Source organism: Alicyclobacillus shizuokensis NBRC 103103, from assembly GCF_001552255.1.
Classification (GTDB): Bacteria; Bacillota; Bacilli; order Alicyclobacillales; family Alicyclobacillaceae; genus Alicyclobacillus_G; species Alicyclobacillus_G shizuokensis.
Genome location: NZ_BCQV01000009.1, coordinates 40,377 through 61,899 on the forward strand (window position 1 = coordinate 40,377; position 21,523 = coordinate 61,899).

A 21,523-nucleotide genomic window follows, 5' to 3' on the forward strand; every position below is an offset into this window, starting at 1 on the left:
GTGGATAGGGGGGACGCACACATGGAAGCCATTCTGAGGTCGTTCTTTCAGGCGTTGGCGGCCAACTCGTTGGCAAATCGCTGGGCCAAGCGGTACGGATTGCGCCTGGGCGCCCAGCGGTTTGTCGCCGGTGAGACCATCGCGGATGCCATCGATACGATTCGCGCCCTTAACCGCTCCGGTATGAAGGTGACGCTCGACCATCTGGGGGAGTTTGTCCGCGATGAGGTGGAGGCCCGGGATGCTGCCAAGGTGTGTGTGCGGACACTGACTGCTATCCACGAGTCCGGCGTCGATGCCACACTGTCGTTGAAGATGACGCAGTTGGGGTTGGACATCCGGCGCGAGCTGTGCATGGAAAATATGCGCTGGATTCTGGATACGGCCGGCCGGTATGGGATCTTGGTCACCATCGATATGGAGGACTATCAACACTGTCAGGTGACCCTCGATATCCTGGACGAGTTGCGTCGCGACTACAGCAATGTGGGAACGGTGATTCAGGCCTATCTGTTCCGCAGCCTGGAGGATGTCGAGCGCCTGGGAGCAGAGGGAGTGCACCTGCGCATCGTCAAAGGCGCGTACAAAGAGCCGGCCTCAGTGGCCTTTCAGGACAAATCGCAGGTGGACGCCAACTACCTGCGCCTGCTGGAGACGCAGCTGCAAAGCCGCGGCTTCACCGCCATTGCCACGCATGATCCGGCCATCATTGCGCATGCCAAGCGGTTCATTGCCGAACACCGCATCCCGCAGGACAAATACGAGTTTCAGATGCTGTACGGCATTGCCACGCAGCTGCAGAGCCAACTGGTTGCAGAAGGGTATCCGCTGCGCATCTACGTGCCGTATGGAAACGACTGGTTTGGCTACTTCATGCGCAGGCTGGCGGAACGGCCGGCGAACGTGGCGTTTGTGCTACGGGGGCTGTTTCACTGAGCCTTCGCGGGTGGACTCGCGCGTGCGGTGCTATAAGGAGATGGGGGCCAGGTGTCCCCCTCCTTACGAATCCATCGCTTAGAAACCTGATTATGCCATATGTTACACTGGGGCAGAAGGGAAGGGCCGGGACGCCTGCGACAGCTTTCGGTCCTCGCCGGTCTTGAGGGGGAAGCCGCCGTGGAAACGACGATTCTGTGCATCTTGCTGGTTGTGGTCATCGTACCGCCGATTGCGTTTGTCGGCTACATGTACGCGCTCTCCAAGAAACCGCAGCATTCGGTGATTCGCGCCCACCCCTATCTGGGGTGGCTGCGCTATTTGCTGGAGAAGCTGGGCCCTGAGTTTCGCCAGTACTGGTTTGACCACGACACCGCCGGCAAGCCGTTTTCGCGGGCGGACTACCTGGCGGTCGTGTTTGCCAGCAAATACCGAACGGACCTCATCAGTTTTGGCGCCAAGCGCGATTACGAACAGCCCGGTTTCTATCTCTCCAACGCGTTGTTTCCGAAGTTGGCCGAGGAACTGCGCGTGGACAACGGCGCTGTGGTGCCGGCTCACAAGTATGAAATCGTCAAGGAGACCCTGTTCACTCGGCACGAGCGAATGGTCGCCGACAAAGCGCGGAAGTGGTTATACACGGACGAGGATGCGATTGTGGTCGGCCCGCAACGGCGTCACCCGTGGCGATTGCAAGGCATGTTTGGCGCGTCGGCCACATCCTACGGGGCGGTGGGCGAGCATTACATCCGAAGCACCGGAAACGGCGTGCGGATGGCGGGCGGATCGTGGATCAACACGGGCGAAGGGGGCGTGGCTCCGGAGCACCTGGAGACGGGGGCCGATGTGATTGCCCAGATTGGCCCGGGCCTGTTTGGGTATCGGGACGATGCGGGGAACTTCTCGCTGGCGGAGTTTGTCAAGAAGGCGAACGAACCCAACATCAAGGCGTTTGAACTGAAGTTTGGGCAAGGGGCGAAGATTCGCGGCGGACACCTGGAGGGCGCCAAAGTCAACGCCAAAATCGCCGCCATCCGCAAGGTGTCGCTGGGCCAGACGGTGAACTCCCCCAACCGCTTTCCGTTTTTGCAGAACGAGGAGCAGGCGTTGCGTTTTGTGCGGACCCTGCAGGTGGAAGGCGGGAAACCGGTTGGCATCAAGATTGTCGTAGGCGATGCCAAGCGCCTTGTGACTCTGTTTGAGGCGATGCAGCGGCTGGACATTTATCCGGACTTTATCACCGTTGACGGCGGCGAAGGGGGCTCAGGCGCCACCTTCAAGGCGATGGCGGACAGCATGGGTCTGCCGCTGTACGCCGCCTTGCTGACGCTGGACGACGTGGCCCGCGAGATGGGCGTGCGCGATAAGTTTGTCGTGTTCGCCTCGGGCAAGTTGATTACGCCGGACAAGGTCGCCATCGCGCTGGCGCTGGGGGCGGACTGTGTCAATTCGGCCCGCGGCTTCATGATGGCCAACGGCTGCATCATGGCGTTGCAGTGTCATACGGGCAAGTGTCCGACCGGCGTAACCACGACGGATCCGAAGTACCAGGCGGCGCTGGTACCGGAGGAGAAGCAGTGGCGGGTGATGAACTACATTCTGCAGATGCGCGAGAGCCTGTTTGCGCTGGCGGCGGCTGCCGGTCTGGAAAGCCCGCGCCAGTTGAGCCGCGAGCATGTGGTATATAAGAACGAGTACGGGCGTAGCGTGCGGGTCAGCGAATTGTTTCCCTACCCGGCCCCCCGGCAGGGAGCGAAGCCGGCGCCAGACGCGCGGGGAGCGGTGTGACGAAAAGCGCAGGAGGATGAGACGATGGAAAATCGACTCGCGGACCGGCGTCACCGTCTGTATCGATTGATGCAGGAACAGGGCGTCGAAACGGCTGTCGTGGCCTCGGTGCCGAGCATCTATTACCTGACCGGGGTGTGGGTGGAACCGGGCGAACGGGTGCATGCCCTCATTCTGCGGGCGGACGGGGACCCCGTTTGGGTGGCGGCGGAAATGTTCAAGCAGGAGATTGAGGGCAGCGGGGTGGAGATGCACTATTTCCAGGACGGGGACAATCCGTATGAGCGGTTGGCCGAGGTCATCGGCAGCGGCAAGAACCTGGTTGTGGACGGGGAGTGGCCGACTCGCCACCTGCTGGGCCTGGCGTCCGCCCTGCGCCTGGAACGGTTGCCAGGGAATGCGGATTTGCTCCTGCAGCGCCTGCGCGTCATCAAGGATGACCAAGAGATCCAGGCGCTGGAACGGGCCTCCCAGATGGCGGACGCGGTGGTCGGGAAGCTGGCCGAACAGTTGCGTCCCGGCATGAGCGAGCGGGCGGCGGCCGAACTGCTGGCCGGTCTGTGGCGGGAGGCGGGCGCTCTGCAGATGTCCTTTCCGCCCATAATCGCGTCCGGGAAGCAAGGGGCCGCCCCTCATCACGAACCGGACGACACCCCGCTGGCCCGAAACAGCACGGTGATTGTCGACACTGGAGGCGTTTACGACCACTACTGCAGCGACATCACGCGCACCTTTGTCTTGGGCCGCCCGAGCGAGGAGATGGAGCGGGTGTACAAAGTGGTGTGGGCCGCCCAGCAGGCGGGTGTGCAGGCGGCCAAGCCGGGACGCACGCTCCACGATGTGGATGCGGCCGTGCGGGAAGTGATCATGGAGGCTGGGTATGGAGAATACTTCACCCACCGCACCGGGCACGGGGTGGGGTTGGACATTCACGAGGCGCCGTACGTGATGGCGGGCAACACACAGGTGCTGGAACCGGGCATGGTGATGAGCGTGGAACCCGGGGTGTACCTGCCGGGGAAGTTTGGGGTACGCATCGAGGACCTGGTGGTGGTGGAAGAAGGAGGCGCTCGTTCGTTGAACAGGGCGGCCAAGACCTGGGAGTCGATGTGCTTGGACGTGTGAGCGCGGCGCTGCAGTCAGGCACCGAATGACGTGCAGCGAGGGAACAAGAGCCGCGGAATGGCCAGGCCGGAGCCGACTGCGCTTTTTGCGGCGCCGGCTATTCTGCGTCCTTTTCCAACATGGCGATGGGGACGGCGATTTCGGCGCCATCGGACATGCGGGTGCCCCATGCCATGATGCCCTTCACTTTTGACACGGTCAGCCGGTCGTACTCCTCGGCCAATCGGTAGGTTTCTCCGATGGCAATGCGGATGTCTTGCTGAACGAGGTACGATTTAGCCAAATACCACTTTTTCATCAGGACTTCGTACTCGCTCCAGTTTTCTGCGTCATAAGCGCGCTGCCCCTTTTGCTGCAGCTCCTTCATCTCACGCTGCAGCTGTTCCGGCGTCATGTCGCTGTACAGCACGCCATTTCCCTCCCTTTCTTGTACCCTTTGATTATACCGCATGCAGGGATGGCCTGACGGGGGCCCGAAGACCCGGTGGCGGGCGAAGGCGGGGTGTCTCATTCAACCGCGGTCAGTGTCACCTGCAGGTAGGGAACCTCTCCGATGACCAGGGTTTTGACGTGGAACCGGTACGCTTTGTCGTCGATGGTGATGGTCCGCCCGTCGATGATGGACGGGATGAAGGCCGGCGTTTCGACGAGCGGATCCAGCGGCAGGCCGACCAAAAACGCCAGCCGTTGTTTCACGTATTCGGCCGCCCTGATTTTTTGCAGTTCGGTCACGTCACTGGGCGCCTGCACGATTTCAACACTGAACTTTTGAATCGTCGGCTTTTGTACGGGCCTTTCCGCCTGGTCCTTGAGGTGTTGGATCTGCGCGTTGAGTTCCTCGATGGTCGTTTCCGATTTCTGCAGCTCGGTGGAGAGGGTATCGATACGTGACCCCAGCACGCACAGCATGGCCACAGCCCCCACCAGTGCGCCCAGGATGAGGAGTGTGACGGCGAATCGCAGTTTCATTTGGGGAGTTCGCTCCCGTGCGCGCCGTAGAGGGTCTGAATCAGCCAATAACCGACCTGGCAGCCGAAAAAGGCGGCGGATAGGTAGGTGAATTGTTTGCCCAGCACATGGAGGTTGGCGTTCAGGACGCCCGTCTCGATGGCGCGCAGCGTGTCCATCGTGCCGCCCAAGGTGCTGACCATCGCCCAAATTTTGAGCCGGTCTGCGAGCTGCAGCATGTACCCCATGGGAGCAGGCCAGTGGATGAGGACCGCCGCCACACCGCCGAGCAAGGAGCCGCCGAGAACCATGCCCATCGCGATAAAGAAATAGGCGAACAGGTTGCCGAGAAAGCCGTTCAATCGTCTCGCCTCCGAAAAACGGGTTTGCCGTTGCTGCCTATCGAGAAACAGGTCCGTCGCTCGTACTCAAACATACGGGACAAGGAGGGCGAATATGCGGTCGGTGCCATTCTTGTCCGAGTGATATAATGACGGAATAGGGTTTGACTGCATGGAGGCGGACAACACGGTGGAGGACAGCCACATCAACGGGACATCTGAGCTTGTGGGAGCGGGAGATATCCGTCGCTGGCAAGATGGACAGGGTGGTGCGCAGGTTAACGGGGTGTTTCTCGCGCAGGATCCATGGACACAGATGGGCACCGGGTTCCTCTGGCTGGATGGAGGTTCTGCCGCGCAATTGGAAGATCTGGCCTTGGTGTTGGGTGTGGCGGGTCGACCGCAACTTGGGCCGTTTCAGGCTGGTCCTGCACTGGCGCTGTCCGGGCGGGAGTTTGCATGGCTGCTGAGCAACGAGGAAATATGGCAGCAAGCCGTTGTCGGCCCGGAGTTGGCCGTGCATTTGGGCATAGCGCGATTGGCCCGGATCTTGGTGCAGCGCGCGGATGTGCTGCCGTTTGCCGCTTTATGCGATTGGGATTGGGGACAGGTGCTGCGGATGCCTGTGCGGCTGGCACAGGAAGACGGCGTTTTTGTCCGCCATGACGAAGGCCCGACCGGCCGGTACGCAGGTATGCTGATCCCGGCCTGGCGTGTGGAGGCTGGAGCTGCGCTGTACCGGGCGTACCTCGGCCAGGCTGCTGATTTGCCCAGGCTGGCCGGAAACGAGCACGCGCTGGCGGCATGGCTGTGGGTATGCACGGACTGGCTTGGACGCCGTTCGCTTGTCGATTCGCCCCGGGTGCACGAGGTGTCCACGCGCCAGCCGTTTCAAATCCGGTACCGCGGTGAAGAGGAGCTGTTGGCCGATTGGCGCCGCAGTTTAACCGACACTAGCCCACAGGGGCCGCTGCTCGGGTTTGTGGCGGATCACTGGCTGATGATGCGAATGTTGGCATTGGAGCTGCGCGGCTCTGGGTGGGAGGGCGCGCTGTTCGACACGACGGGGAAAGCGGATTGGCAGGTCGGATTTGAACTCATTCCTCCCACACAGGACGAGAGCGGGACGTGGACGCTGCGCGCTCTGCTCGTGCATCGATGGTTTGCTTGGCGCGCGCCGCTCGCAAAGTGGTGGCAGCAGCCAGAACGGGGACGGTGGCGGATTGGCAGTGGGGTGCTCCGCGAGCCGGACCGTTGGTTTCTGCCGCAGCTGGCCAGGGCGGCTGAAGTATGTCCGGCTGTGGCGCGCCTGCTCGTTCAGCCTGCGCCCGCAGAGACCGCGGTGGGCGCAGGAGAGGTCATGGAGTTGGTGAATCAGCATGTTCCCCGTTTGCTGGAGGCCGGATTTGCTGTGTTCACCCCCAGGTGGGAGCACGTCGACCTGCAGGATGTCCGCATTCGCGTCGGGGTGAAAAGGGTGAGCCGCCGGCGGCTGGCGAGCAGGAGAAGCGCCACCGCGGACTCTTGGTTTGACGTGGACAGGTTGATTGAGTTCGACTGGTCTGTGGCGGTTGGCGACGAGGAACTGTCCAGAGAACAGTTTGAGGCGCTGGTACGTGAACAGCAGCCGTATGTACAATCAGGGGGAACATGGAAACGCGTCCCGGTGGAGGCCATTCTGGAACGAATCCGGGATTTGACAAAAGGGGTGCGTACGGGAACATCGGTCTGGGATTTGGCCCGATCGGTGTTGCAGGCGGACGATACGGACGTGCCTGTGGAGGTTTCCTTTTCCGCCGAAGCGGCTCCCGCGCAGCAGTTCCTCAGGTCGTTGGCAGAAGCGAAGGCCCCACCGCCGCGCCCGTTGCCGAACGGGTTTCGGGGCGTGTTGCGGGATTATCAGAAGCACGGGGTGTTCTGGCTCCTGCAACTGCGCGATCTGGGCATCGGCGGGTGTCTGGCGGATGACATGGGGCTTGGCAAAACCATTCAGGTACTGGCGTTCCTGCTCAGCCTCAAGGAGCAGAGACAGGCGCGGGGACCGCACCTTTTGGTCTGTCCGACCTCCCTTTTGTCCAATTGGCGAGCAGAAATCCAGCGGTTCACGCCGGACCTGAAGCTTTACATTCACCATGGGGCTGCACGCCACGGGTTGGACCAGACGGGACGCACAACCCTGTCCAAGGCGGTGGCCACGGTCGATGTGGTGCTGACGACGTTTGCCACGCTTGTCCGCGACATCGAAGAATTAGCGCAGGTGGCGTGGGATGCGGTGGTCGTCGACGAGGCTCAGAACATTAAGAATGTAGATACGAAACAGGCGGCCGCCGTGCGCAAGCTCAAGGCGCGGCAGCGGATCGCCTTGACGGGGACGCCGGTGGAGAACCGGCTCATCGAACTGTGGGCCATCATGGACTTCGTGAACCCGGGGTATCTGGGGGGACAGTCCTGGTTTCGACGGCATTTTTCCGGCCCCGTCACCGCCCAGCCGCAGGGGCCGCAGGTGCGCCGCCTCAAGCGCTTGCTGACGCCGGTTCTGTTACGGCGTCGCAAGACCGATCCGTCGGTACAAGCGGAACTCCCGGAGAAATGGGAGGTGCGCGACACGGCCGGACTGAAGTCGGAGCAGGCGGCGTTGTATCAGTCGATTGTCGATGATTTGTGGCAGCGCCTGCCCCGTGCGGGATCGGAGATGTCGCGCAGGGGGCGGATTCTGGCCGCTTTGACGCGCTTGAAGCAGGTGTGTGACCACCCTTGCCTGGTGGCCGGCGGCCGCGGGGATGTGGACCGGTCCGGCAAGCTGTCGCTGCTTGTGGACCTGGTGGAAGAGGTGGTCGAGCAAGGGGAGGCGGGGCTTGTTTTCACACAGTTTCGCGAGATGGGCGAAATCATTTGCGATGTCCTCGCCGAGAGGTTTGGCTGGAGACCGGGATATCTGCACGGCGGACTGCGCCCCGGCGAACGCGGTGAATTGGTGGCCCGTTTCCAGGCGGGATGGCCAGCGCCGCCCATCCTCGTCCTGTCGCTGAAGGCTGGAGGGGTTGGACTCAACCTGACGCGGGCCAACCACGTGTTCCACTTCGACCGCTGGTGGAATCCGGCTGTCGAAGACCAGGCCACGGATAGGGCGTTTCGCATCGGGCAGACGCGGGACGTGCAGGTGCACAAGCTGGTTTGTTCGGGCACGCTGGAGGAGCGTATCGACGAACTGATTGCGGCCAAGCGGCAATTGTCAGCCGCCGTGGTTGGGGAGTCCGAGGGGTGGATTACGGAACTGGCCGACGCGGACTTGCAGGCTCTGTTCCGCTTGGACGTGGAGTCGGCGCTGGAGGAGGATGGTTGATGGTGAACAGCAGCAGGCTGCCGGAGAAAGAGACACAACCGGTAGGCGCCACTGCGCGCTTTGATGAGACGTGTTGGCAGCCTGTGTGGGCCGGTGTGGACAAAGGGGCGTTGCGCAGGGCCAAGGGATTGGCGGTGGACGGGGTTCTGGATTGGCATTACGAGCCTGGGCTGGTGGCGGCCAGAGTTCGTGGATACGGGCCAGTCCCGGAATACGAGGTCCACTTTCCGCTGGTCGATAATTGGCGGCCTCGCGCCGAGCAGGTGGCGGATTGGTTCTCCCGTCATCCGGACTGGCTCGCCGGGCTGATGGCTGGCAGTTTGCCGCTGGCGTTTTTGCAGCGCCTGCATAGCGCAGGCATGGCGCTGTGGCCGGGCGATGCATACGCGGCGCGGTTTCGCGCCGACGCCAGCTGTACCTGCCGAGAATCTTCTCCGTGTGCACACGTCTTGGCAGCTGCACTGGCTTGGGTTCGGGAACTGGCGGATGAGCCGGTGCAATTGTTGGCCTCGGTTGGATTGGACGTTGGGCGCACGCTGGATGAGGTGCACCGGCTGACCTACGAGCGACTCTCCGGAACCAGGGCCGTGGACGAAGGAATCCAAGGCTCCGTGGAAACCGAGGCCCGGCCATGGCAGCCGTGGCCCGAGGAGGAACGCGTACAGATGAGCGGCGACGAATCGGGATCCGGACGGACCGAGGACCCTGTCATGCTGTCGCGCAACCTGTCTCTGTATCTGCGTGCACCCCTGGGCCCGGTGTGATGCTGTGGCCGGTTTCACATCGCGTGCGGGGGATGGGTTGCATCGTCCGATTCGGAAGTGTCGGTGCTGTGTTCGGCGGATTCGGCGGTGAGTGTTTGTCGGGCAAACAAGCCGAGCAGACCGCCGAGAAAGACGACCGTGACAATCAGGCCAACGCCCACAAGTGACACCCCTTTGCAGCGGTTCAGCAGGGCGGACTGGAACGGATCGCCGAGCTGGCTGGGAGTTTTGCTTCTCAATACGTATAGACGGGAAACGAGGCTTGTTTGTTGCAGGCAACAGCCAAATCGAGATGAATTTGTTGAGCCGACAGAGGACTCATGGCTTCAGACGGGCAGCGGAGAGCGGAAATGGAGGATGGTGCAATGCGCGAAGCGGTGATTGTCGACGCGATTCGTACGCCGATTGGCCGCAGGCATGGGGTCTTGTCGGGGGTACACCCGGTGGACTTGATGGCGGACGTGTTGAAGCAGCTTCTGCAGCGCAACCCGGTGCAGCCGGGGCTGGTGGAGGACGTCATCCTGGGGTGTGTCGATATGGTCGGGGAACAGGCGGCCAATGTCGCCCGCAACGCGTGGCTCAGCGCGGGGCTCCCGGAGTCGGTGCCCGGCGTCACCCTGGATCGACAGTGCGGATCGAGCCTACAGGCGTTGCAGTTTGCCGCCCAGGGGGTGATGTCCGGCGGGTATGATCTGGTCGTCGCCGGCGGGGTGGAGTCGATGTCCCGGGTGCCGATGTTCAGCAATTTCGGCCAAGGTGTGGGATCGCCGCTGGTGCCGCGCCTGGCGGCCAGGTATGGGGTGACGGGCGCGTGGTTCAGCCAGGCTGCGGGGGCCGAACGGATCGCCAAGGAGTGGGGAATCAGCCGTGAGGAATTGGATGCGTTCAGTCTGCGCAGCCATCAACGGGCGGCGCGGGCTCGGGACAGCGGGTGGTTTGCAGAAGAAATGGTGCCCGTGAGGGTGAGTGTGAATGGGGAGTCGGTGTGTATCTGTGAGGATGAGGGGATTCGTGCGGACACCTCGATGGAAAAGCTGTCCGGGCTCAAGCCGGCCTTTCCGGGTCTTGACCTGATAACCGCGGGCAATGCCAGTCAGATTTCCGACGGGGCGAGTGCGGTGCTGGTGGCTTCCCGGGAGGGGGCAGAGCGGCTGGGGCTGAGGGTGCGCGCCCGGCTGGTCTCCTTTGCGGTGGTGGGGGTCAATCCGGTGACCATGCTGACGGGGCCGATTCCGGCGACCGAGAACGTGCTGCGGCGCGCGGGCCTGTCGCTCAAGGATATCGACTTGTTTGAGGTCAACGAAGCGTTTGCTTCCGTCGTGTTGGCTTGGCAGCGCGAGACGGGGGTGGATTGGGAGCGCATCAACGTCAATGGCGGCGCGATTGCGCTGGGGCATCCGCTGGGGGCTACCGGAACCCGCCTTGTAGCCACCCTATTGTGTGAACTGGAACGGCGGCAGGGACGATACGGCCTCATCGCCGTCTGTGAGGGGGGAGGCATGGCCAACGCGGTGGTTTTGCAGCGCCTATGAGCCCGGACGGTCAGGCGGCCGTCCCGGCTGCACCAGACGCAGGTGGCTTATTCGCCCGTGATGTATTGGTTGCGCCCGGCGGCGATGGCGGCTGCGCTCATCAGCGCGGAGACGGCCACCAGCAGGAAGAGCGGCAGTCGCCAGGTTTGGCCGTGGTCATAGAGGGAGCCCAGGAGGACGGGACCGGCGGCGGCCATCAGGTAGCCTATGGATTGGGCCATGCCGGAGAGTTTGGCCGCTTGACGAGCGTTGTGGGTGCGCAGTCCCATGTACGCCAAGGCCAGGCTGATGCTCGCTCCCTGCCCGATGCCGATGCCGACGATGGCCGACCCGGTCAGCACGGGTGTGGGAAAACACAGGGCGACAAACCCGCCTGTGTAAATCAGTCCAAGGATGAGCGCGAGCGAGCGTTGATCCGTCAAGCGGGCGGCGAGGATGGGTGTGAGAAACGTAGCCGGCAGGCCGATGAACTGTGTGATGGAGAGCAGCCAACCAGCCGTGCTCACGCTGTATCCGTCCGAGTGGAGGATGTCCGTGAGCCAAGCTACGGCCGAGTAGAACAGAAACGATTGCAGGCCCATGAACACGGTGACCATCCAGGCCAACGGTGCCCGCCAGACGCCGCCGGAACGGCGGTCGGGCACCGCCCGCGCCGGCTCCGGCCGCTCTGCGCGCAGCTGCGGCAACCAGACGAGGATGGCGCACAGACCAAGCGCGCTCCAGCACAGCAGGGTGTTTCGCCAGCCCCAGCCGGCGCCATGGGCGAGCGGGATGCTGATGCCGGAAGCCAACGCCGCACACACGTTCATCGCTGTCGAGTAGCTGCTGGTGAGAAGCCCGACTTGGTTGGGAAAGCGGTGTTTGACGACGGCCGGCAAAAGGACGTTGGCCACAGCGATGCCCAGGCCGACAAGCGCCGTGCCCGTGAACAGGGCCAGGGTCCGTCCACCGGAGCGGACGAGGGTGCCTGCGACCAATGCGGCAAGCCCCAGCATAAGGGTCCGCTCATTGCCGATGCGTTGTCCGAGGCGAGGCACCCAGGGCGAGAAGATGGCAAACGCGAGCAGTGGCAGAGTGGTGAGGAGACCGGCCAGGGTGTTGCTCAGGGCAAGAGACGAGCGGATGTCGTCGACCAGCGGGCCGACGGAGGTCAAGGCCGGCCGCAGATTGAAGGCAATCAGAACGATTCCCGCAACCAACAGCAGCTTGCGCCTGGTGGCGGCATGATGTACTGCGAGATCGGGTTTCACTTCGGCAGGGGGAGAATTTGGCTTCACGGCGGATTCTCCTATCCTTAATGAATCACTATACAGGAGCATAATGGTCTTGTTTTGCTCGCGCAAGGAATGCGAGGGGGTACGGTACCCGATGGGAGCGGCGGGAGGCGGAGCGAAGGTCCAGCGTCCGTGTGGCCCCGGCCGTGATAAGGCTGTTCACGGCTTCAACTGCGCTCCCAGAACAGGTGCAATTTGGATGAGAACATGTGTTTGTTTTCGCTGCGGGTGCGGGTATAATAGACCTCACAAACAGAACATATGTTCCCATCGGGAGGTACCCAGATGCGATACACACTGTTTGGCCTGGGGGAAGGGGTGCGCATCGATGAAGGTCCTCGCCTGTGGGCCTCCGTCGAGCGAGGTCGAGTCAGCGACGCGTCGGCTGCTGCCCGTAAACAAGGGCTTCGGCCGGGAACGCCGACAGCCACCGCCAAGGCGCTGGTGCCTGGACTGGCGCTGTACGAAGAACCTGCTTCACCCTCGCGGATGATGGAGCAGGTCTGGAGCACCCTGTGGGGCTATACCCCGTGGTTGGAGACTGTAGGGAAAGATTCTTTTTTTATCCAAGTACCAGGCTCTGTCCCTCCTTTGCAGGAAATCCGAGAGATTATGCAACAATTGGACACGAATTTGCCAGAAGGATCTCGCTTTTGCATGGGGTTGGCGGAGACTCCAAAATTGGCTCGGGCGTTGGTGCAGTGGGCGGCGAGTAGAAGGCGGGAGATGCCAAGGATAAGCCGCACGATGGGCCGGCAGCGTTTATGGATTTCTCCCGGACTTACGGGGCGGCGGAAAATCTCCTCGGAGCGGGACGGAATTCGGCATGCAGACAGTGGCGATAGGCCCGCAGCGGTTCATCCTCCCGCTGCGGCGCCGGGGTGGATTCTCGCCTTGCCGGTCGATGCCGTATGGTTTCTTTCCAGCGATGTACAAGCGAAATTGAAGGAGTTCGGCGTGTTTCGCTTGGCTGATCTGGTGGCTCTTCCCGACGCGGATATCATGCGTTGGTTTGGACGAGAGTCGCTGCTGTGGAAGCAGGCGTTTGCCGAGGTGCCTCCCGGACAAATTCAGGTCAATTATCCGCCCGCAATCTATTCTGAAGAATGGGAATCTCGTGTTGGAGAAACCATGCCTGCGGAGTACATTCCCAAGCTAGTGGAGGCGCTGATGGCAGCGGTCGTAGATCGCCTGCAGAAGGCGGGGCGCACCGCCCTGCGGGCAGGGATGGTTTGGAAGTCTACATCCAGCGAGGGACGGTTTGCACAGGCGGCTGGGCGGCCGCTGCATCGCCTGTCGTCGTGGCTGGCGCATCTGCAGGAAGGCGTTCGGCGGTGCCGGGAGGAGGCGGCGCGGGCCGGTGGGATTGCATACGTGGAGGTCTACGCGGCCGATTTGCAGCCGCTTCGCGTTCGTCAGTCCAGGTTTACCGTGAAAAACGGCTTGCTGATTCCAGATAGATGGGAAGCAGGGCGGAAGATAGAGCACATCATGACGCAGATCAACGGCCGGTTTCCAGACAAACTGCGCATCGGGGTGCGCGGAAGCCTCCGGGAATTACGCTGGCGGATGGTGGCGGAGGCGTGACGCGGATTGTCCGGCGTCCTATTCAGATTGAATCATGGTGTGCGCATGTGCCGCAGCAGTTTCGCGATAAGGGAACTCTGCACCGGGTGGCCGATTGGCTCGATGTATGGAGGGAAATGGGGAATTGGTGGGAGGGGGAGGGAGAACGGTGGATGATTCGGGTGATGACCGTGGATGGCCAAATCTTTGATCTGGAGTCGTCGGATGGACAATGGTGGCTGTATAAGGTGTGGGATTAGGGGGATGCCGGGTGTTTGTACACCTTCACTGCCATTCTTCGTTTTCCTTTCAGGACGGCGCGTCCACGATTGAATCCTTGGTGGCGCAGGCGGCCGCCGAAAACATGCCGGCAATGGCATTGACAGACCACAATACGATTGCCGGCCTGCCCGAGTTTCATCACTGGGCGTCCGTATATGGGATTCAGCCGATTTCGGGGGCGGAGTTGACGCTGGAGGATGGGACGCACCTGACCGTGCTCGCGGAAACCCCTTTGGGTTACGAAAACCTCTGCCGATTGTTGACCCTCGCTCACGAGGGCCGTCGGCGGCAGCCGGCTTTGCCGGAGCAGGAGCTGTTCCGGCACGGTCAAGGACTGATTGTGCTGTCCGGATGCCGCCGCGGCCGCATTCCCCAACTGGTTCTACAGCACCGGGCATCCGAGGCTAAAGAGACCGCCAGGCGCTATCATGATCAATTTCCAGGGGCGTTTTATTTGGAACTGCAGGGAGACGAATATCCTCGGACCCACTGGCTGAATCGGCAATTGGCAGACCTTGGGAAGGATCTGGATATTCCTTTGGTGGCCAGCAGCAATGTCCATCACGCCACGCCTGAACAATTTCCTGTTTACGACATCTTATCCTGTATTCGTATGGGGATCGCCGTTCATGATCCGTCGGGGGAGCGGCCGCTCAATCCCAATCGTTGGCTGCATGATGCGGCGGAAGCAAGGCGGCGATTCTCGGCGTATCCGCAAGCGTTGGAGAACACAATGCGGATTGCAGAACGCTGCCAAGTGGTCGTGAAGCTGAACCAGTCCCTGTTTCCAGCCTATCGGCTGCCCCGTGGTGAGACCAGCGCTGCCGCCTATCTGCGCAGGTTGGTTTGGCGCGGGGCGCGTGAGCGGTATCCGCATGTGGACGGGGAGCTGCGGGCCAGGCTGGATCATGAATTGACCATCATTGAACGCTTGGGTTATGTGGATTATTTCCTCGTGGTATGGGATATTGCCAACTTCGCGAGAAGTCGCCGCATCCGCTACGCTGGGCGGGGGTCCGCGGCAGATTCGGCCGTAGCCTATTGCCTGTACATTACCGACGTCGATGCGGCGGGGCGAGGATTGTTGTTTGAACGGTTTTTGAGTCTGGAACGGGCAGAGAAACCGGACATTGATATCGACTTTGACAGTCGGCGCCGGGATGAAGTGATGGAGTATGTGTACCGGACGTATGGAGAGCAGCATGTGGCGCGGGTGGCGACGTATCAAACGTTTCGGGGCAAATCGGCCATCCGCGCGGTGGGAGCTGCGCTCGCCCTGCCCGAGGATCTGGTGGATCAGCTGGCCAAGCGGATTCCTTGGGGAACACGGGCGGATCGACTGGAAGAGGTGTTGCAGCGGGTGCCAGAACTCAGGCCATATCGGGCGCATCAGCGGCAATTCGCCTGGCTGTGGCGATTGGCCGCTAGCATAGCCGGCTTTCCTCGCCACTTTGGTTTACACCTGGGGGGTGTGGTCATCAGCAGCCGTCCTTTGTTTGCAGTGACTTCGCTGCAGCCGTCTGCCAAAGGAGAGCGAATGATTCCGTTCGATAAGGAGGCGGCGGAGATGGTGGGCTTGGTCAAGCTGGACTTATTGTCGCTGCGCACGATGTCCGCGATTGACGATGCCATCGGATTGCGGGAGAGTCAACAGATGGCCTTGGATTACGAAGCCATACCGCTGGATGACCAGGCGACGTTCCGCAGGCTGGGGCGGGGAGAGACGGTCGGTGTTTTTCAGTTGGAGAGCCCCGCACAGCGCGCGCTGCAAACCCGTCTGCAACCGGATCGCTTGGAAGATATTGTGGCCAGTGTCGCTCTGATTCGACCCGGCCCTATCAAGGGCAATATGGTTGATCCGTTTTTGCGCCGGCGCAAAGGGCTTGAACCGGTTTCCTATTTGCATCCAAAATTAGAACCCATTCTTGGCAAGACCTATGGGGTGGTGCTGTTTCAAGAACAAGTGATTGAGATTGCCACAGCGATTGCCGAATTCACGCCCGGCGAAGCTGACCAGTTGCGGAGGGTGATGAGCCATGCCCGCTCCACAGCAGAGATGGAGAGGATAGGCGAGCAATTCCTCGCCAAGGCGGCGCAAGCGGGGGTGGAGGAGGAGGTGGCCAAAACCATCTTCTCATATATCCAGGGATATGCCAGTTATGGATTTTGTGAGGCGCACGCTGCAGCTTTTGCCACCACCGCGTATAAGACGGCGTATTTGCTGGAGCATTACCCGGCCGAATTTTATGCGGCCGTCTTGAATCAGTACCCGATGGGGTACTACCCGATTCACGTGATTGTGGCAGAGGCCAGACGGCGAGGGATCTCTGTGCTGGGTGTGGACATCAATGCCAGTGAGTGGTCCTGCCGTGTCACCGATGGGCAAATTCGCTTGGGGTTTCGTTTGCTGAAGGGAAGTCAAGAGACGCTGATTCGCACTCTGGTGGACGAGCGCCGGGCTCATGGACCCTATCGTTCGGTCTGCGACGTGCTTTGCCGTGTCCCGCAGCTGGACACCCTGTTAGCTCAGCACCTGATTCGGGTGGGAGCGTTCGATGCTTTGGACTCCCGACGGCGGCACTTGCTGTGGCGGCTGCCGGAATGGCTGCGTCTGCGCCACGCCCGGCATGCGAGACTGCCCCTGTTGCCGGATGCGCTGATGAGGGACGGCGAGGGCGGGCGGACGCGTCGGGACGATGGACCCGGGGATTTGCCTTTTGCCGTAAAGTTGGCGGATGAGTACAGTCTGTTGGGGGTGGGCCTTTCCGGACACTGGCTGGAACTGTATCGCCCTTTTTTGACCAAGAACGGTTACGTACCCATTCAAAATTTGGATTCTGCTGAGGATGGAGAAGAAGTGTGGGTGGCCGGTTTGGTGGTCTGTCCCCATCGGCCGCCTACCAAGAGCGGGCGTACGGTTGTCTTTTTTTCACTGGAGGACGAAAGTGGCATCGTCGACGCGACGATGTTTGAGTCGGTGTATCGGCGAAGCGGCGCTGTCGTATTTACTCCCCAAGGTCGCATTGTCGGGGTGCGCGGGCGTATTCAGCGCCGGTGCGGTGCCCGTCCCAGTCTGATAGCATGGGAGGTTTTGCCGCTTCATACAGGCCTGTAATCTCCTCTCTCGGTTGGCCTTGCCCTGTTTCATCCGGTAAGATGGATTTTGTTGTCGCGTGCATCTGGGTGAGTGGATGTCCGGGGCACCATCCGATAGAACATTGAAATACTTTTTTGTGAATGATCGGATTGAAAACAGGGGATTACCAGTCAGCCGCAGAATACATGGGGCGTGCCAGACCAATCTGAACGAGGGAGGATGACGGATGCATCTGTCTACTGTAACCCGGTTTTCCTGGCTGCGCTTGCCTGTATTGGCCGCCGCCCTCGCTGTGACCATGGGGCTTCTGCCGGCTTGCGGGAAGACCACGTTGGCTGCAGACAACGGTCGTTTTCCCGCGCCGGTCGAGGAAGGCGGGGCGACGCTCGACTGGGGGCAAGACGTCAAGACGCAGGCCCTGCGGATGATTCGCCACAGCCACCGTTACTGCTATCTTGACGTGTATGAGTTGTCGGACCCGGATATCCTCAAGGCTCTTGTCGCGGCGAAACAACGCCAGGTGGATGTGCGGGTGGTCGTCGATGCGACAGAAAGCCATTCGCAGCAAGACGCTGTCCCCATGCTGGAGCACGCAGGGGTTCCCGTACAATCTCTGCACATTCATCAGGGCATTTCGCACATCAAGATGCTGCTGGCGGATGGCGGCGATTCCGGGGTGTTGCTGGGCGGAATGAACTTCGGGGACAGCAGCTGGGAAAACAATGATGCGTCCGTTTACATCCGGCATCCCAATCCGTCGTTTCTCGCTTTGTTCCATTGGGACTGGAAACGCGCACAGGGTCTGCCCGCCGCAGCACCCAAGACTCAACCGCCCCTCGTCACCGACGGGCAGATTGAGACACAGGTCATCCAAGCGATTCAATCGGCTCACCAACTGGTGTGCTTAGAAGCGTTTGACCTGACGGATCGTGACGTCCTCAACGCCCTCATCGAGGCCGTCAACCGTGGGATCATCGTGGAGGTGTTGCTGGACCCCAATCAACCCTACAATCGCAAAGCCGCCGAGGAGCTGCGCGACGCAGGGGCGACCGTTCGCTTCTATCGACCCTACGGCGAAGAGTGGATGCACGCCAAGATACTCGATGTGGATCATGGAACTACCTTCATCATCGGGAGTGCCAATTTCAGCCACCAAGCGTATACCTACAACCATGAGGGTGATTTGGAATTTCACCATATGAAGCGGTTCGACGCCTCTTTCCAAGCCAATTTTTCAATTCAAATCTCACGCGGCACCGACTATCCGGTGGCCAGCGCTCGGTCCGATGAGGGTGGAGACTGAATCGATGACGTTCGAACGTGTGCAGCCCTATGATGAGCGATGGGTGATGTATGTATGCGGTTTGTGGCGGCGATGGCCTACACTCAATGCCTGTATGATGGTCATTGCGCGCTGGACACCGATTGTCATGGTCTGCGTCATCGCTGCGGCCGCCTTGTCCCAGACATCGTCTGCGACGCGCCTGGCCGGGTTTTCGGCGATAGCAGCCGCCGTCTTGGCGCGTGCCATCAACGAATTGGTGACCCGAGTGTTTCGGCGTCCGCGCCCGTTTGAGCGACTGTCGTTTCTGCCGTTGCTTGCGCATGAACGCGGCGGCTCCTTTCCCAGCAACCATGCCACGGGCGCCTTCGCCTTGGCGGTGAGTATGACGGGCGTGCCTGGGGTGGGGCTCATCCTGTTCGTACTGGCCGTGCTCCTGGCCATATCGCGCGTGTACGTAGGACTGCACTATCCCACGGATGTTCTGGCCGGGGTTCTGCACGGGACCTTTGTGGCGGTCGTGGTTTCCACTGCTGTGAGCGTATGGCTGGCGTAATGCATAGTTCCCCATGTACCTGTGCACGGTAGAGCCCAGGAGGCTGATCAGCATGCGTTGCCGCTCGTTCGTTTGGCGTGCCCGCAGGTTTTGGCATCGTTGCCGCTGGTTTGCGGTGGTGTTCATCGTTTTGACTGGAATCGTCTCGGTCGATCCGCTTCCGTTTGGTCCTTTCCTCCAGGTTCCCCAGGTATTCGCACAGACCGCCGTTCGAGTGGTGCTCCGCGATGGGGCCATTTCTCCTGGGCAGATTGAGGCGCGCGTGGGCCAAGCCGTTAACCTGACGGTGGTCAATCAAGGACGCCAGGTGCATAACTTAGTCATCCCGGACTTTTACGTGTTCTTGCCCAATCTACCTGCCGGGGGACAGACCACCGCTTCCTTCACACCCGATAGGTCCGGACGGTTTCCGTTTTATTCGGACCGGTTGATGCAGGGCAAACGTGTGCCCGAGCCCGGCATGCGGGGCACCCTCGTCGTCCGCTGAGGCGCCTTCATGCTATGATTTCATGCTATACTTTGATGTGACATGATGGCTCATGGCCATCAGCGGTCTGACCACAAGGGCAGAAGGATTCAATCAGGAGGACAGGGGGCCGAGAGGATGGCGAGCACGATGCGGGTCACGGCAAACTGGTTAGGGCGGCGCCACTTCGCAGCGGTTGGTCCCTCCGGCTGCCAAGTGGAAATGGATGCGGCGGCTGAGGTTGGCGGTGAAGGCCACGGAGCGCGTCCCATGGAGTTGTTGCTGATGGGGCTCATCGGATGCACGGGCATTGACGTCACCATGATTCTCGAACGCATGCGCCAGCCCCTGAGTTCCTTAACGATTGAGGCGAATGGGACGCGGCGCGAGGAGTATCCACAGAAGTTTACGGAAATCCACCTCTATTATCGAATGGCGGGGGATGTGGATGCGGATAAGGCGTGGCGCGCGATTCACCTGAGCGAAGACAAATACTGCAGCGCTTCGGCCTCGCTCCAAGCAGAGATTGTGCCCCATTTAATTCTCAACGGGCAAGAGGTTGCAGACGTCATGGCACCCGCGTGACGTTCCGCTGTGCGGGCGGCGGCTCGCCGCCCACCCGCTTTGCCTGCCCCGTGGGTGCGGCGGCGCCGTCACTTGTCACGGATTCAGCCGGGCGGCCACTGCAGCTGCCGACCGCCGACGACGTGATAGTGCAGATGTGGGATGGTCTGCTGCCCGTGGCGCCCGATGTTGGTCACGATGCGGTATCCGTCCGCGGCAATGCCAAGGTCTTCTGCGACCTTTTGGACCGCCAGGTGCAGCCGCCCAATCAAGGCGCAATCCTCCTCTTGAATATGGTGTGCGGAGGGAATGTGCTTTTTCGGGATGACCAGGACATGCACGGGAGCCTGCGGCTGAATGTCTTCAAACGCCAGCAGGTCTTCGCTTTCGTAGACCTTTTTGGCCGGCACCGCGCCCGCGACAATCTTGCAAAACAGGCAATCTTCCACCTTTCCACCTCGTTCCTCGGCAACGTAGACTTCAGCAAGATTGTAGGACAATCGGGTGTCTGACTTCAAACGCTGAGTTCCAAGCCAGGTCTCTGTGCGCGGCGCTGGATTGATTCCTGTCTCGCTTTTCTCGTACTGTATGGGCAAGCAACAGCATGTATGGATGCGGAGGTATGCACCATGTCCACCCTTTACTTTTATGACGGTCACTTTTACGAGGGAGACCCGGCGGCGGTGCCCCTGGAAGACAGGGGGCATGAATTTGGCGACGGTGTGTACGAGGTTGTGCGGGTGTACGGAGGCCGACCATTTCTCTTGGATTGGCACCTGGAGCGATTTGAACGCAGCTGCTCCGCCATCGCTTTGCACAACCCGTTGCCGCGCGCGGATTGGATCCGGCTGATTCACGAGGCCGTCCTCCGCAGCCATGAGTCTGAGGCCCAGGTCTACTGGCAGCTGACACGAGGGGCGGCGCCGCGCGTTCACTGGTTTCCCCAGACCGATTCGAAGATCACATTGATTGTTCGTCCGCAGACCGCTGCTGCGTCGACGGGCGGCGCCACGCTGCTGGCATACCCGGATGAGCGGTGGGCCAATGTCTTCGTCAAGACCATCAATCTTTTGCCCAATGTCCTGGCGAAGGAATCAGCTCACCGCGCGGGCGCTGACGAAGCGCTGTTGGTGCGCGGCGGCGTGATCACCGAAGGAGCGGGCAGCAACGCCTGGTTTGTCTCGGAAGGAAAGTTGTACACGCATCCAGCGGATCGCCACATCCTCCCTGGAGTAACGCGCCGCCTGGTGCTGCAGTTGGCCCAATCCCTCGGTATCCCAACGGAAGAGCGGGCTGTGACGTTGTCCCAATTGAAGAACGTCGAAGAGGTCTTTATGACGGGCACAACCACGGAAATCTTGCCCGTACAAAAAATTATCGCCGAGTCATCATTGCTCAACCAATTATCCACGCCGCAGGAGGCCCCACCGGAATCCCTGCTTTACGAGTGTGTCCATCCGGTGGAGCTCTGGGCGCAGACGGGCGAGGCCCCGGTGACGGAGCGGCTGCGCGCCGCCTTCGCGGAAGCGGTCGCTCACTGTCGCAACCACGCGCCGATGAGTCCCTGAATGGATGGGAAGCCGTAAACCACACGTCCGTGGCCCGCACGCTTGGCGCCGGTTGCCGATCTGTTCGTCGAGCTGCCATCCGGCGCCCCCA

General features: G+C 61.2%; 20 protein-coding genes. 14 read left to right on the forward strand and 6 right to left on the reverse strand.

Annotation, left to right across the window (positions count from 1 at the left end; translation table 11 throughout):
* Positions 1-21: 21 nt before the first annotated feature.
* The 3 genes from ASH01S_RS05020 (at position 22) to ASH01S_RS05030 (ending at position 3,849) form a co-directional block, all read left to right on the forward strand.
* Positions 22-936: a proline dehydrogenase family protein gene (locus ASH01S_RS05020; protein WP_067924568.1), complete on the forward strand. Its 915-nt coding sequence runs from the start codon at positions 22-24 to the stop codon at positions 934-936.
* Positions 937-1,116: 180 nt separating this feature from the next.
* A complete protein-coding gene (locus ASH01S_RS05025) occupies positions 1,117-2,724 on the forward strand; it encodes an FMN-binding glutamate synthase family protein (protein WP_067924571.1) in 1,608 nt (535 codons plus the stop codon).
* Between the two features lie 24 nt (positions 2,725-2,748).
* Entirely contained in the window at positions 2,749-3,849 is a 1,101-nt protein-coding gene (locus ASH01S_RS05030; protein WP_083516825.1) for a M24 family metallopeptidase, read from the forward strand.
* Between the two features lie 97 nt (positions 3,850-3,946).
* Here the strand turns inward: ASH01S_RS05030 and ASH01S_RS05035 are convergent, their stop codons facing one another.
* From ASH01S_RS05035 to ASH01S_RS05045, 3 genes are all read right to left on the reverse strand, one after another.
* On the reverse strand, positions 3,947-4,258 hold the full coding sequence (locus ASH01S_RS05035) for a DUF1811 family protein (RefSeq protein WP_067924573.1): 312 nt from the start codon (positions 4,256-4,258) through the stop codon (positions 3,947-3,949).
* A gap of 98 nt (positions 4,259-4,356) precedes the next feature.
* Positions 4,357-4,818 (reverse strand): sporulation membrane protein YtrI, encoded by a 462-nt coding sequence (locus ASH01S_RS05040; protein WP_067924576.1) that lies wholly within the window; start codon positions 4,816-4,818, stop codon positions 4,357-4,359.
* Complete coding sequence (locus tag ASH01S_RS05045; protein ID WP_245628930.1) at positions 4,815-5,159, reverse strand: YtrH family sporulation protein; 345 nt, start codon at positions 5,157-5,159, stop codon at positions 4,815-4,817. Before ASH01S_RS05045 ends, ASH01S_RS05040 begins: the two co-directional genes overlap by 4 nt.
* Before the next feature lie 151 nt (positions 5,160-5,310).
* Here ASH01S_RS05045 and ASH01S_RS05050 point away from each other — a divergent pair, with 151 nt between their 5' ends.
* The gene (locus ASH01S_RS05050) at positions 5,311-8,481 is read left to right on the forward strand and encodes a DEAD/DEAH box helicase (RefSeq protein WP_067924578.1); all 3,171 of its coding nucleotides are present in this window, start codon (positions 5,311-5,313) and stop codon (positions 8,479-8,481) included.
* Entirely contained in the window at positions 8,481-9,245 is a 765-nt protein-coding gene (locus ASH01S_RS05055; protein ID WP_067924581.1) for an SWIM zinc finger family protein, read from the forward strand. The genes ASH01S_RS05050 and ASH01S_RS05055 overlap by 1 nt, the downstream gene beginning before the upstream one ends.
* Positions 9,246-9,259: 14 nt before the next feature.
* Here ASH01S_RS05055 and ASH01S_RS18395 read toward each other — a convergent pair whose 3' ends face one another.
* Positions 9,260-9,406, reverse strand: coding sequence for a hypothetical protein (locus tag ASH01S_RS18395; RefSeq protein ID WP_157067002.1), 147 nt, complete (start codon positions 9,404-9,406; stop codon positions 9,260-9,262).
* Between the two features lie 204 nt (positions 9,407-9,610).
* Between ASH01S_RS18395 and ASH01S_RS05060 the strand changes: the two genes are divergently transcribed.
* Entirely contained in the window at positions 9,611-10,777 is a 1,167-nt protein-coding gene (locus ASH01S_RS05060) for a thiolase family protein (RefSeq protein WP_067924584.1), read from the forward strand.
* A 47-nt stretch (positions 10,778-10,824) separates the two neighbouring features.
* Here the strand turns inward: ASH01S_RS05060 and ASH01S_RS05065 are convergent, their stop codons facing one another.
* Complete coding sequence (locus ASH01S_RS05065; RefSeq protein WP_067924691.1) at positions 10,825-12,027, reverse strand: CynX/NimT family MFS transporter; 1,203 nt, start codon at positions 12,025-12,027, stop codon at positions 10,825-10,827.
* 309 nt (positions 12,028-12,336) lie between these two features.
* Here ASH01S_RS05065 and ASH01S_RS05070 point away from each other — a divergent pair, with 309 nt between their 5' ends.
* The 7 genes from ASH01S_RS05070 to ASH01S_RS05100 all read left to right on the forward strand — a co-directional run bounded on the left by ASH01S_RS05070 (position 12,337) and on the right by ASH01S_RS05100 (position 19,885).
* Positions 12,337-13,638, forward strand: coding sequence for a Y-family DNA polymerase (locus tag ASH01S_RS05070; RefSeq protein WP_067924586.1), 1,302 nt, complete (start codon positions 12,337-12,339; stop codon positions 13,636-13,638).
* Complete coding sequence (locus tag ASH01S_RS05075) at positions 13,635-13,877, forward strand: DUF6504 family protein (RefSeq protein ID WP_067924593.1); 243 nt, start codon at positions 13,635-13,637, stop codon at positions 13,875-13,877. The genes ASH01S_RS05070 and ASH01S_RS05075 overlap by 4 nt, the downstream gene beginning before the upstream one ends.
* 11 nt (positions 13,878-13,888) lie before the next feature.
* Positions 13,889-17,014: a DNA polymerase III subunit alpha gene (locus ASH01S_RS05080; protein WP_067924596.1), complete on the forward strand. Its 3,126-nt coding sequence runs from the start codon at positions 13,889-13,891 to the stop codon at positions 17,012-17,014.
* A 208-nt stretch (positions 17,015-17,222) separates the two neighbouring features.
* Entirely contained in the window at positions 17,223-18,299 is a 1,077-nt protein-coding gene (locus tag ASH01S_RS05085) for a phospholipase D-like domain-containing protein (RefSeq protein WP_157067004.1), read from the forward strand.
* A 4-nt stretch (positions 18,300-18,303) separates the two neighbouring features.
* On the forward strand, positions 18,304-18,834 hold the full coding sequence (locus ASH01S_RS05090; protein WP_067924599.1) for a phosphatase PAP2 family protein: 531 nt from the start codon (positions 18,304-18,306) through the stop codon (positions 18,832-18,834).
* A gap of 52 nt (positions 18,835-18,886) precedes the next feature.
* Positions 18,887-19,321: a cupredoxin domain-containing protein gene (locus ASH01S_RS05095; protein ID WP_067924604.1), complete on the forward strand. Its 435-nt coding sequence runs from the start codon at positions 18,887-18,889 to the stop codon at positions 19,319-19,321.
* 117 nt (positions 19,322-19,438) lie between these two features.
* Entirely contained in the window at positions 19,439-19,885 is a 447-nt protein-coding gene (locus ASH01S_RS05100) for an OsmC family protein (RefSeq protein WP_245628932.1), read from the forward strand.
* 83 nt (positions 19,886-19,968) lie between these two features.
* Here the strand turns inward: ASH01S_RS05100 and ASH01S_RS19195 are convergent, their stop codons facing one another.
* Positions 19,969-20,313 carry a histidine triad nucleotide-binding protein gene (locus tag ASH01S_RS19195; protein WP_067924606.1) on the reverse strand — a complete coding sequence of 115 codons (345 nt, stop codon included), beginning with the start codon at positions 20,311-20,313 and terminating at the stop codon, positions 19,969-19,971.
* 180 nt (positions 20,314-20,493) lie between these two features.
* On the opposite strand from ASH01S_RS19195, the gene ASH01S_RS05110 reads away from it, so the two are divergent.
* Complete coding sequence (locus ASH01S_RS05110) at positions 20,494-21,432, forward strand: aminotransferase class IV (RefSeq protein ID WP_067924609.1); 939 nt, start codon at positions 20,494-20,496, stop codon at positions 21,430-21,432.
* Positions 21,433-21,523 lie beyond the last annotated feature (91 nt).

Excerpts from the sequence above, each read along its gene's own strand:
- ASH01S_RS05020 (WP_067924568.1), top strand. The coding sequence starts at position 22 with ATGGAAGCCATTCTGAGGTCGTTCTTTCAGGCGTTGGCGGCCAACTCG.
- ASH01S_RS05030 (WP_083516825.1), top strand. The coding sequence starts at position 2,749 with ATGGAAAATCGACTCGCGGACCGGCGTCACCGTCTGTATCGATTGATG.
- ASH01S_RS05040 (WP_067924576.1), bottom strand. The coding sequence starts at position 4,818 with ATGAAACTGCGATTCGCCGTCACACTCCTCATCCTGGGCGCACTGGTG.
- ASH01S_RS05050 (WP_067924578.1), top strand. The coding sequence starts at position 5,311 with ATGGAGGCGGACAACACGGTGGAGGACAGCCACATCAACGGGACATCT.
- ASH01S_RS05055 (WP_067924581.1), top strand. The coding sequence starts at position 8,481 with ATGGTGAACAGCAGCAGGCTGCCGGAGAAAGAGACACAACCGGTAGGC.
- ASH01S_RS05060 (WP_067924584.1), top strand. The coding sequence starts at position 9,611 with ATGCGCGAAGCGGTGATTGTCGACGCGATTCGTACGCCGATTGGCCGC.
- ASH01S_RS05070 (WP_067924586.1), top strand. The coding sequence starts at position 12,337 with ATGCGATACACACTGTTTGGCCTGGGGGAAGGGGTGCGCATCGATGAA.
- ASH01S_RS05085 (WP_157067004.1), top strand. The coding sequence starts at position 17,223 with ATGCATCTGTCTACTGTAACCCGGTTTTCCTGGCTGCGCTTGCCTGTA.
- ASH01S_RS05090 (WP_067924599.1), top strand. The coding sequence starts at position 18,304 with ATGACGTTCGAACGTGTGCAGCCCTATGATGAGCGATGGGTGATGTAT.
- ASH01S_RS05095 (WP_067924604.1), top strand. The coding sequence starts at position 18,887 with ATGCGTTGCCGCTCGTTCGTTTGGCGTGCCCGCAGGTTTTGGCATCGT.
- ASH01S_RS05100 (WP_245628932.1), top strand. The coding sequence starts at position 19,439 with ATGGCGAGCACGATGCGGGTCACGGCAAACTGGTTAGGGCGGCGCCAC.
- ASH01S_RS05110 (WP_067924609.1), top strand. The coding sequence starts at position 20,494 with ATGTCCACCCTTTACTTTTATGACGGTCACTTTTACGAGGGAGACCCG.